The sequence below is a fragment of the Bacteroides acidifaciens genome, from assembly GCF_903181435.1.
Taxonomy (GTDB): domain Bacteria; phylum Bacteroidota; class Bacteroidia; order Bacteroidales; family Bacteroidaceae; genus Bacteroides.
The window spans coordinates 1,477,924-1,489,379 of sequence record NZ_CAEUHO010000001.1; the positions used below are offsets into that span (position 1 = coordinate 1,477,924).

Here is an 11,456-nt window from a genome sequence, read left to right on the forward strand (position 1 = left end):
TCCGGCTCAGTTGTAAAAACATCTATCATACTTGTATTGCAAAAAACATCTATCTATCATGTCTATACTTTGTCTATTTTAGTGTAGTATTAGGTGAGATTAGCCATTTAAAAGCATAAGAATGCACGTTTTATAGGACGACAACCTGTATTTGTCAGCTTAATAATCTATTGGGAGCGGTGATGTTTCTATAGCCCACGTATGCAGGCTATATAGCCCGCATCTGTAGGCTGTACGGTTTACGTATGTAGGCTGTATAGCCTACATACGTGGGCTATAAACTTATCGCCGCTAAAGGTAAGCATTCGGCCTCGCCCGTATTTCTCTCCAAGCTATAATAAAGTCAAAAGCCAGACATGCTTTGTCTGGCTTTTGACTTTATCTATCTTTCTTGTTTATCCTTTCCAATTAAATGGCAGTAAATCAGCGTAGTCGTTTTTCTTTTCTCTTTCATTCTCCTGTACCCTAATCAACACGTCCTGCATCCATAGTTTTGGGTTCACCTTATTTTCTCTGCAACATCCCATCAGTGAAAAGAATATTGCCGCTGCATGTGCCGCTTCATGTGAACCGGAGAAAAGAGTGTTTTTTCTGTTCAAAGTCAATGGCCTTATAGAGCGCTCCACCGGATTATTGTCAATGCAGAACTGTGCATCGTTGACATATCCAGACAGTTGTTCAAAACGTGTGTACATATAGAATATGGCCTTTGCAATAGGCGATTTCTCAACCGTATGTTCATACTCCTGCCTGCACCATTTTTCCAGTCCTTTGATAATAGGGTACGATTCTTCCCGGCGAAGCCTTACTACAGCCCCGCCTTCCAGATGTCCTATCCTGATTTTCTCCTCCACAGCATACAGTCTGCCTATTTGTTCAAGTGCATGCCTTGCTCTGGGAGGGTCATTTCCTTCCGCTTCCACAAACTTGCGCCTGACGTGTGCCCAGCAGCACAGGTGCAACTTTCCGGGTAGTGTGTCGAACTCGTCATATACTGCAAAGCCGTCACTCTGTACCACCCGAACCTGTCCTGCCAGCAGCGTGTCTATTCCGCTGCTGCCACGTCCCTTGTGATATTCAAAGAATGGGGTATGGAACCGGGGCAGATAGAAGTTCCACATATACCCGCGGTGAAGAGCACCGGGCCGGTCGCTTTCAAGTACGGGATGGGGCGTCTCATCGGCCATGACGTAATAGCTGTCCTTGACCAGTTCACGAAGTTCATTATAGATTGGCTCCAGACGCTGTGCGGCAGCCATCATCCAGTTACTTACAGTGGAAGGACTCAGATGGATGCCTTCACGCTCAAAGATGTCCAGTTGTCTGTACAGAGGCAGGTGGTCGTAATATTTGGCGGTAGCAATGTGTGACAGTACACTTTCCGACGCATTGCTGTGGGGATGTGCCATTACGGGCATGGGAGCAGTTATGATACGACCGTCGGCGAGCCGGTATTTAGGGCGGATGATGCGTCTCACATAGAATCGGGCGGGACTGACGGCATATTGTTCGCTCACTTCCTCTCCCAGCTTCGCCGCTCCCTCCAACGAAAGGCCCTCCGGCATGGGAATGATAATCTCTTCACGGGGAAGGGACGGGGCGATGGGCTTACGGGCGTGGGGGGTAATCTTTTTGGTGAAGCTCTTACGGAAACGGTTGTAGCCATTCTCCGATTTGGCAGATTTCTCAGCTGTTTTCTGTTCTTCCGCTACCGGGTCATTGACATCGGACGGAGACTCAAAACAGATGCTCAACTGGCCAGCATCTTCGGGAAGATGGCGTTTTTCACTGGATTTACCCCATAAACGGCGTGTCAAGTCAGCCAATTTCCATCTCAGGTCGGCAATGACGGCTGTACAGGCTGAGATTTCTTCGACCTGGCGGGAATACTCCCGCAAAGAGGATTCGTATTTTCTCTGAAGTTCTGCATGTTCCTTTTCAAGGCGTTCACGTTCCTTGCGCAGCTCTTCGTACTCTTCCAAAGTAAGGGTAATGACCGGTTCTTTCACTGTATATCCACTTTTTTATTATGTGACAAAGTTATGAAAATAAAGCAGAACGGCTTGTAGGACGGGAGATTACTTTTCAACTGTTTTCCGATACTTTTTAACAGTAAGCAGCTCATTCAGGCGATTCCAGGAAATTTGAAGAAAATCCCTCTTCCGTTCGTCCTTTTTCAAGAAAAAAGAGCCGCGATTCAGACGACGGTATTCCAAACGGTATTCGTCGTCGCACCGATAAAGGATATGCAACCTGCTACGGGAGCGGTCAAGAAAAACATGGCAACTCTGCTCTGACACGCAAGAGCCCGTGTGCCGGATGACCTCGCCACAAAGACCGTCAATGCCTTTATGGAAATTACAACCTTGGGGATAAAGGTAATAGGCCCAGAAAGGACTGCTACGGAAAAGACCAAGGCCTAAAGGGAGAAGTAGGTCCTGAGGGGAATGGATACCAAGGCTGGAAGCCGAAACTTTATAACGACGACCACCATCAAATATGAAAAGAACCGAATCAAAATGGTTAGACTCGGACAAAAGACTACGTAGTTTATCACTTTCGCTAGAAAATACTAATACAGAACACATATATGGATTAAGATTGTAATGAAGACACAAAGGTAGGAAGGAAAAGAAGGGAAACAAACACGCACGAGGCCGAATGCTTACCGCTAAAGTTGGATTATTAAGCCATGATCATCGGATTTATACGGGTTCATTGTAACAAAAACAAGCTATCTTATCTATATAGGGTCTTTATTCGGCTATTTTGTTAATGATAGATAACCTATTTTTGCTGATATAAGTATGATAGATACCTTTTTAAAAAGCTATCTATCATACTTATTCTTTTGATAATAAGACAATTATCAAAAGATATGATACTTATGATAGATGTTTTTTCACTATGTAGTATTTAATTCAAATCTGTACCAGAATGAATCTTTTTTAAGGATGTGATTGCCCAGAATCAAATCCCCCAAGTTTTCAGACTGAGCCGTCAGTCCGAAACCCCTGTGGCATAATATTTTGAGAAAATTCCAATATTGCAATGTAAGAATACAGGCTCTTTTAAGGCCTTATAAATTAAGTATGTCAGACAACCGCTTGATTGGGTACCAGTATTATAACTCATCGTTTATGCTTAATCACCCACAGGATTTTCGGATTGATTCGGTATATCTTCGACTCCCCTGGAATGTGCTCTGAATGTTTTAATTTTTGCCTTGAATGATTCTGCAAATGCATTCGTTTCCCTGGAAAATTTAAAGTCGATTGACCCACTATTATAAAAGTCTTCTGACCCACCTTTATAACCGAAACTGATCCGCTGTGATTATAATAAAAATTGCCCCTGTATAATTACCATATTTCAGTCTTGTTTTCGTACTTTACAAAGCATTTTAACCCGGTATTATTAACTGAATAAAATTTTAAAGAATGAAAATAAGAATCAAGCACATACTGCGGTGTTATCAGTCAGGAATGAGTATCCGCGGTATCAGTTCTTCTCTCCTTGTTTCACGTAATACAGTCAAACGTTATATCCGTATATACGAAGATATGGGTATAGAACTTGAGCGTCTGTTGAAAATGGACGAGCAGCATCTGCATGAGCTTTTCGGTACGGAGACTGACAAAGAATCGTCTGGCTCTGCAGAGTATAAGTATCTTCAAGAACGTATACCTGATTACATGAAACGACTTAAGGTCCGTGGGACAACAAGAAGGTCTTTGTATGAGGAATATCTTAAAAATCGTCCACAAGGTTACAGCTACTGTTCTTTTTGTTTATATATCAGACGAGAAAGGGAAGTAAAGATTCCTGTTGGACGCATAGATCATATAGCCGGTGATCAGATGTATGTGGATTTTGCCGGCGACAAACTTTATCTCTCATACGAAAAAACAGGCAATAAGGTTCCCGTAGAAGTATTTGCCGCTATACTTCCATGCAGCCAGATTACTTATTACGAGGCTGTACCATCACAAAAGAAAGAACACCTTATCCAGGCATGTGAAAATGCTTTCCATTATTTTGGAGGTGTCCCCAATGCCATAGTTCCAGACAACCTGAAATCAGCCGTAACAAAGCCTGGAGGTGTTGAACCTGTAATCAATGACGACTTTGCTGCATTTGCAGACCATTATGGATGTGTTGTCTTCCCGGCAAGAGTACGAAAGCCTAAAGACAAAGCTCTGGTTGAGAATGCTGTAAGACTGCTCTACAGGGAGGTGTATTCAAAGATGACGGGATTGAAATTCAATGATCTTGAAGCCTTGAACATAGAAATAATGAAGCATACGGATGCGTTGAACAGCCGAAAGATGTACAATCGCAACTACAGCCGTCGGGAACGTTTCCTCGAAGTCGAGAAAGACAGGCTGCATACATTGCCGGCAACAAAATTTATATCAAAAAGCCGGAAAACGGCAACTGTCATGAGAAACAGTTATGTATCGCTTAACAATCACTATTACAGTGTTCCTAAAGAGTATATCGGCGATACTGTAGAATTACTGTATGATGGGGACACAGTGGAGATATATCATAAGTTCAGACACATAACGACACATCGCAGGGATGATACACCTTTCACTTATTCAGAAAAACCGTCCCACAAACTTTCGGGAGTGCTACATGAATACAGAATCAGAATGGATGATATATACCGCAAGGCATGTGAAATTGATCCGGTATTGGAAGAGTACATAAAGCGTGTGGCCGTTGCCAAGAAATATCCGGTCCAGGCCGTACGTTCAGCCGATGGTATATTAAGTCTTGTGGAGCGTTTCGGACATGACAGGGTGGTTCTTTCATGCCAGGTGGCAATGGAATTCGGTATGTTCGGGTACAACGAACTTGAAAGTATTCTGGTAAACAGGGAAGATGAGAAGTATCATGTACAGATGGAGGGACAGGCTCCCGAACTTACCCCCAAACACAGAAATCTCAGAGGCAAGGATTATTTTAACTCTAAAAACATGGATAAAAATGACAAGTAATAATAAAACAAGCAGAACTGTCGGAAAAAATATGGACAGAATAATGGAACTACTCTCCAAGTTACGTTTTTACGGCATGCTTGAAACATATAGAAATGACTGCAGGACCACATCCTCTGATGGTATGACAAACGATGAGTTTCTTAAATGGCTTCTTGAAAGCGAATATGATTACAGACGCAATGTAAGCATTGAGAGACTGATAAAGTCTGCAAACTTCAGATATAAGGCATATATGGAAAAAATAGACTATACCATAAAACGTAACCTTGACCGTAACCAGCTTGAGAGACTTGCATCTCTTGATTTTATAAGAGACGGACAGAATGTTTTCATCACGGGAAGCTCCGGTACAGGTAAAAGCTATATAGCTTCAGCCATAGGATATGAGGCATGTAAGAATGGAATAAAGACTTTGTATTCAAATGCGTCAAAGCTTATGGGACAGCTTAAAATTGCCAAAAACAAGGGCACTATAGAATCTGAGATGAAAAAAATAGAAAAGTGTCAACTGCTGATTCTTGACGATCTGTTTCTTATAGGACTGGATGCCAGGGAAAGGTCAATCCTTATGGAAATAATAGAAGACAGACACGGATTAAAATCAATCATAATAACATCACAACTTCCTGTCGAAAGCTGGTATGATGCAATTGGTGATCCTACAGTAGCTGACGCAATCCTGGACAGAATTGTACATACAGCACACAAGATTGAACTTACCGGGGATTCTGTAAGAAAGATTAATGCTAAAAAGAAATAGTATATATTGTAGATTATTATAATTGAAAATGACCCGGGTTAAAATGCATTTTTCTTTATTTAAATCTAATATTTTTTTGATGGGTCAATTTAGAGTATAATAGTGGGTCAATCGACTTTAAATTTTCCATTTCCCTATTAACGAAATAAAACCCGACTACTGAAAAAGCAGTAGCCGGGTTGTTGTGTTATTGTGTTTGATTTTTATCAAACAATAAGAATTGGTTTTGTGACTATTTTTTTGTTATAGCAAGATGGGATATCTTATTCGTCACCAAATGGGTCTTCTGTATCGTTTTCATCGGGATTTTCTACATCTGGTATATCTCCGTTTTCCATATCACCTGGGAACTCACGTGATTCCCATCCTGTCACTTCTACATCAAACTTAACTTCTCCATCTAAAATCGGTTCTCCTTGATTGCTGCCTTCTTCAGGATCTACATAACCAGCTCCATTGGCAAAGTTTAATCTATAAACATATTTTTTCCCCGCTTCCCACTTTGTACCAACCGGAATAGCAGCCCAAGCATATGTTTTGTTTTCTTCACTTTCACCTTTAGCTTCAGCGTCTTCTTTAAACGGGTATACCAAAGCACCATCTTTTGTAGTGATTCTCAAAAGGAGTGAAATATACGCTCCCTTGCTTGTGTTTTCTTTATCATTGACTACATCCCATGCGGTTAGTTGTTGTGGAATCAGCATTGCACCACCACATTCATCCATAAGTATAGTTTGTTCAGTCATGGGTATTGCTTGGTCAAATTCATATTTATAATTTGTCTTGTCCGTTATGTCTGTTGGCAATGTCCATTCTTCATTTTTAAAATCAAAGTTACCTTTTGAAATAGCTTGAGCAATGCGTACTCCTTTTATTTCAAAATTATAGACTTTGTTATCCTGCTGTATAGCCTGAATTTCAATCTGTGAAAGACGGTGTTCGAAAATTAAATGTACACTTTCTTTTTCGTTATTCTTGTTGCCTGTGGCATTTGCAGTAATAAAGTCTACTTGATCAGGAATCGAATCAGCAGGTGAAAAATCTTTAAGAGTAAGATTTTTGTTTGTATTGTCAATCTCTATGGAGTCAGTTCCTAAACCTGTTGCAGAAGGAGCATAAGCGTAGAAAGTCAAATCTGTGCCATCACCAGGATAGTAATATTTATCCTCTGATACAAAAAAACTTCCTTCTTTTTTGAATTTCAAGTCTTTGAAATACGGTAAATCAATTATGTTCTCGTTAAACGCTGTAACGTAGAAACTGTCGAGGGTGGCAATTGTTGTTTCTGCGGCACGTGTCGCCATTGCAGTACGGAAGTCAATAGCTTGGCGAGTACCGGTGTTGATTTCCAAAGTTTCGTCGTTTGAACACGATGTCATGGCAATTGCTGCCATAGCTGCTAAAAATAATTTCTGTTTCATAAATAAAAAATAAAAATTTAATTAGAAATAAAAATTTAGTTGTGTGAATTAATTATGATTTGTTTACATCTCGATGTCTACTTCTATATCCTCCCATTCGTCAACTGAGGGGTCGAAACCACCGCCATTAACGATCGGCTTCGGAATTGGTAATTTTTCCAACAGGATATGCACATGCTGCGGGTCCGGAGCTGTATGGAACTGTTCGGTCACATCATATGTGTAGTACCATTTGCTACCATCCGCCAACACAGCGTAAATAACCAACTTATGGCTGTTCTGAGTGGACGGGCAATGGCCGAAGCTCTGTATTCCACCTGTTATGGTTGTCTTGTCGGCCGACATGGAGACTCCGAAGGGGATTGTGACCCGCTCTTCGGACAACGCGTTCGGTCCTATGCCCGGCAACATGCCGCCTGCCATGGTTGAGATAGAGGCGCTGACGCCCGATACATATTTCAAGTTTTCAGCATTTCGGATTTCGATGGTACATGTGTGTATCGATATTTCCGGATAAAACGTAAGCGATTGACCGTCGGTAGCTTTTTTCAGTTGTATGTTTTCCGTATGGTCGCTCCACACACGGTCCGGTGCCAATGCCACACGTTCGTTTTTCGTCCCTTCGGCACGGGGCGCATTTTGAGAGGGCACACCCAATGAAGAAAGACGTGACAGGAGTGTTGTCGTGCGCGTCGTCACTTCGAAAGTTGTTCTTTTATCTGTGTTGCGGTAGTAGATGCCTTCTGTGTCGCTGTTCAGGCACAATGCGTCGTACTGTCCCGCCGGTACTCGGATTTTACCGCCTTTATGCCCTGCGAACTCGTAACGTAGCGCCTTGCCGCCGTCCTGTGGAAACAGGTAGAGCGACATGGATTTGGGAGACGCATCGGGGGCTTTTGCCCAGTCGAAGACAACCTGTAGTTGCGTCGTGTGCGGATGGTCGTAGCATAATTCTTTGTGCTCACATCCGGTCGACAACATGGCCATTGTGATATAAAGCATTGGAGTGGAGAAACAATGTGTCTTTTTCATCGTTTATCTCCTTTCCCGTTGCAACTATTGCGTCCGACGAACCACACCAACGATATTTCCGCTTTCGTTGGGCCAAACCAGCGACGCTGTTTGGTACTTTGCCACACATTACACCCATCAAGAGGCAGGTATTCATGATATTGCCCCGTCATGTAACCTGCACCAAGCGTAAAGTCGATGTTAAGTTTTCGGTTGATAGGTAGTGAATAACCGTACTCCAATCCTACAGCATAATTAGCTTTATCTAACAGTGTGCCGCCTGGTGTTCCTGCCATATAGCCACGACCGCCGGTTTCGAAATCATAAGTCAATATTTGGCTGTAGATGCCAAGGTGATGCCCGGTGAGTGGATTTTTGCTTGCACGACGACCAATATATTTACGGATGCCCAATTCACCTCCGTATATACGCCAATAATTATGGCGCGTGTCGTTTTTCCACCATGAGTACATCCAGTTGCAGCCGACAGACCATCCTCGCCCGATGTGCAATTCCGCACCTAGGTTGGGAATAAGAAGTGCATCATAGAGCATATTGGTTTTCAGAACCATACAGAAAGGCTTGCGTGGTGCCGGCACCGGAGCTGTGTGTGTGCTCTCTAAACTCATAGGTAGAGTCTCAACTTTTAGAGCAGAGTGATTGACTATAGCAATAGGTAGCTCCAATTTTGGCAAGCGCTCGAATTCGCAGTATATATTAACATCCGCACTTCGTAACTCAGGAAAGAAGTGTCTATACATATATCTATATGGCTGTCCACCGTGTAACGTTTTCAACTGCTGCTTGCATTCGTCCTCGATTCCGCTGTTACATAACACCAGTTTTGGCATGGTGTGTAAAATCTCAAGAACCTCGTCTTTATAAGACATATCCGATGCTGAGACCAGCTTTTTCAACCCTTCCCAGTTTATACCATGCGAATTAAATTTCATTAGTGAATCGGGGAGTGATGTGTGATTGTGCAAGTAATCCATAATTTGGATTGCCCGCTTATCCGAAAGACGCCTGTTAAGACTACTGCTTCCTTCCGGTGAAGTACCGACATCTATATGAATGTATCGCAGACGAATAGTCTGGTCTGCCTGTAACGCACGTAACTGTGCGGCAAACATCTCCAAACGTGTACCATTATTTCGATATGCAGATTCCAAAATTGAATAACCTTGCCGGAAATAAACGCGTACACTGATCGTATCTTTGTTTAACGTACCTTCTGCCATGATCGTGCTGGTGAAAAGCATCGACACTATCAACAGTAGAATTCTGTATTCCATTTATAAATTAATCCCAATTATAGAATTTCCCTTTGGTTTGCTCGCTTGTCAAACCTATACATTTTTTATTTCGCAACTTCTTCCCCTAAAAAGAATTGCGGTGCAAAATTAAAAATAATTTAGCGGATTTTCTAAACTTATATTAGTTAAAAAAAAATAATGAATATTTTATGGATGTATGAAATTATTCTATTTGATAAAAGAAATATTGCAGCTGTCGTTGTAATCCAATACTGTTTAAACAATTGAATTAAAAGTTTTTATTCACTAGATAGATATAATAAAGTTGCTAAGACAAAGTAATAATTGTAGGACTAAAAAATGGAGTAAAATATTCCTCCTTATTTATATAAATATTTACGCTATTACTTGTTTTTTTGGGGGGAGCTAAAAATACCGCTGCTTGAATTTGAATTCAAACAGCGGTTTTGTTTATATTTCTATTCTGATGGTTAGAACTTGAAGAAGTTCTTAGCGTTATTGTAGCTAATATCTTCAATCATCTGGTTGACACGTTCCATTTCAGATGCCGGGATTTCTCCGTTCTCTACATCACGCCCTACAAGATTACATAATGTGCGGCGGAAGTATTCATGACGAGGATAGGAGAGGAATGAGCGCGAGTCTGTCAACATACCTACAAAGCGGCTTAAAAGACCGAGAACGGATAAGGCGTTCATCTGTTTTTCCATACCGTCTTTCTGATCCAGGAACCACCATCCTGAACCGAATTGGATTTTTCCTGCTACAGAACCATCCTGGAAGTTACCTAACATAGTAGCGATAACTTCGTTTGCGCACGGATTCAGATTGTAAAGGATTGTTTTGGTCAGTTTGCCATTCGTATTCAGCCGGTCGAGGAATTTAGCCATTGCTTTAGCGGTTGTAAATTCACCGATAGAATCAAAACCGGTGTCAGGGCCTAACAGTTTAAACATTTTGGTGTTGTTGTTGCGGATAGCGCCATAGTGGAACTGCTGAGTCCATCCTTTTTCCCAATCCATTTCTCCGAAAATGACAAGCATTGCAGATTTAAATTTCAGAATTTCTTCTTTAGTCAATTCTGTACCGCCATATACCTTATTAAATATAGCCTTAATTTCTGCATCTGTATAATCTTCTGCATAGAACTCTTCGATGCCATGGTCAGACAGGCGGCATCCCTGTTCTGCGAAGAAATCATGGCGTTTGCGTAAAGCGGCAATCATATCATCGAAGTTGGTGATAGTAACACCGCTTACTTCTGCTAATTTTTCTACATAAGCACGGAAATCAGCAGGCACTTCTACAGCCATCGCCTTGTCAGGACGCCAAGTAGGCAACATCTTTACTTCAAATCCGCTTTCGCGTGTTTTGATATGGTATTCTAGTGAATCGATAGGATCATCCGTAGTACATACGGTTTCTACGTGATAACGACGCATCATTCCACGAGCTGAATATTCAGGTTGAGCCAACTTCTCGTTACATTCGTCATAAATTTCACGTGCAGTTTGCGGGTTCAAGATCTTGTTGATGCCGAATGCTGTCTTTAGTTCAAGGTGAGTCCAGTGATACAACGGGTTGCGGAATGTATAAGGAACGGTTTCCGCCCATTTCTCGAACTTTTCCCAGTCTGTGGTATCTTTTCCTGTGCAGAAACGTTCGTCTACGCCATTGGTACGCATTGCACGCCATTTATAGTGGTCTCCGCCTAACCAGATTTCAGTCAGTGATTTAAACTTGTAGTCGTCAGCTACCATTTGAGGGATTAAGTGGCAGTGATAGTCGATGATCGGCATTTTAGCCGCATGCTCGTGATACAACTTTTGTGCAGTTTCTGTTTGCAACAAGAAGTTTTCGTCCATGAAGTTCTTCATTATTACTGTGTTTTAAGTATATAAAATTATTACTTTCTGTATTTATACCTATATAGTATTGATATTAAAGCTAATAGGTGTAAATTTCGTTTTAGTTTTAT

Annotated in this window: 8 protein-coding genes; 2 read left to right on the forward strand and 6 right to left on the reverse strand. The window is 41.7% G+C overall.

All coding sequences use genetic code 11. The features are described 5' to 3' along the window. Positions 1–395: 395 nt before the first annotated feature. Together tnpC and tnpB are read right to left on the reverse strand one after the other, a co-directional pair. The gene (tnpC, locus tag CLIN57ABFB40_RS06100; RefSeq protein ID WP_175628387.1) at positions 396–2,009 is read right to left on the reverse strand and encodes an IS66 family transposase; all 1,614 of its coding nucleotides are present in this window, start codon (positions 2,007–2,009) and stop codon (positions 396–398) included. A gap of 69 nt (positions 2,010–2,078) precedes the next feature. After that, positions 2,079–2,588, reverse strand: a complete 510-nt coding sequence (gene tnpB, locus CLIN57ABFB40_RS06105; RefSeq protein WP_175628388.1) for an IS66 family insertion sequence element accessory protein TnpB — start codon at positions 2,586–2,588, stop codon at positions 2,079–2,081. A gap of 852 nt (positions 2,589–3,440) precedes the next feature. Between tnpB and istA the strand changes: the two genes are divergently transcribed. Further along, complete coding sequence (gene istA, locus CLIN57ABFB40_RS06110) at positions 3,441–5,006, forward strand: IS21 family transposase (protein ID WP_175628403.1); 1,566 nt, start codon at positions 3,441–3,443, stop codon at positions 5,004–5,006. Further along, on the forward strand, positions 4,996–5,769 hold the full coding sequence (gene istB / locus CLIN57ABFB40_RS06115; RefSeq protein ID WP_065539093.1) for an IS21-like element helper ATPase IstB: 774 nt from the start codon (positions 4,996–4,998) through the stop codon (positions 5,767–5,769). Before istA ends, istB begins: the two co-directional genes overlap by 11 nt. A gap of 263 nt (positions 5,770–6,032) precedes the next feature. Here the strand turns inward: istB and CLIN57ABFB40_RS06120 are convergent, their stop codons facing one another. From CLIN57ABFB40_RS06120 to uxaC, 4 genes are all read right to left on the reverse strand, one after another. Next, complete coding sequence (locus CLIN57ABFB40_RS06120) at positions 6,033–7,190, reverse strand: fimbrillin family protein (protein ID WP_175629332.1); 1,158 nt, start codon at positions 7,188–7,190, stop codon at positions 6,033–6,035. 63 nt (positions 7,191–7,253) lie between these two features. After that, entirely contained in the window at positions 7,254–8,222 is a 969-nt protein-coding gene (locus CLIN57ABFB40_RS06125; protein ID WP_175629333.1) for a DUF5119 domain-containing protein, read from the reverse strand. After that, positions 8,219–8,830 carry a DUF3575 domain-containing protein gene (locus CLIN57ABFB40_RS20210; protein ID WP_254871709.1) on the reverse strand — a complete coding sequence of 204 codons (612 nt, stop codon included), beginning with the start codon at positions 8,828–8,830 and terminating at the stop codon, positions 8,219–8,221. Before CLIN57ABFB40_RS20210 ends, CLIN57ABFB40_RS06125 begins: the two co-directional genes overlap by 4 nt. A 1,118-nt stretch (positions 8,831–9,948) precedes the next feature. Next, positions 9,949–11,355 (reverse strand): glucuronate isomerase, encoded by a 1,407-nt coding sequence (gene uxaC / locus CLIN57ABFB40_RS06135; RefSeq protein WP_175629335.1) that lies wholly within the window; start codon positions 11,353–11,355, stop codon positions 9,949–9,951. Positions 11,356–11,456 lie beyond the last annotated feature (101 nt).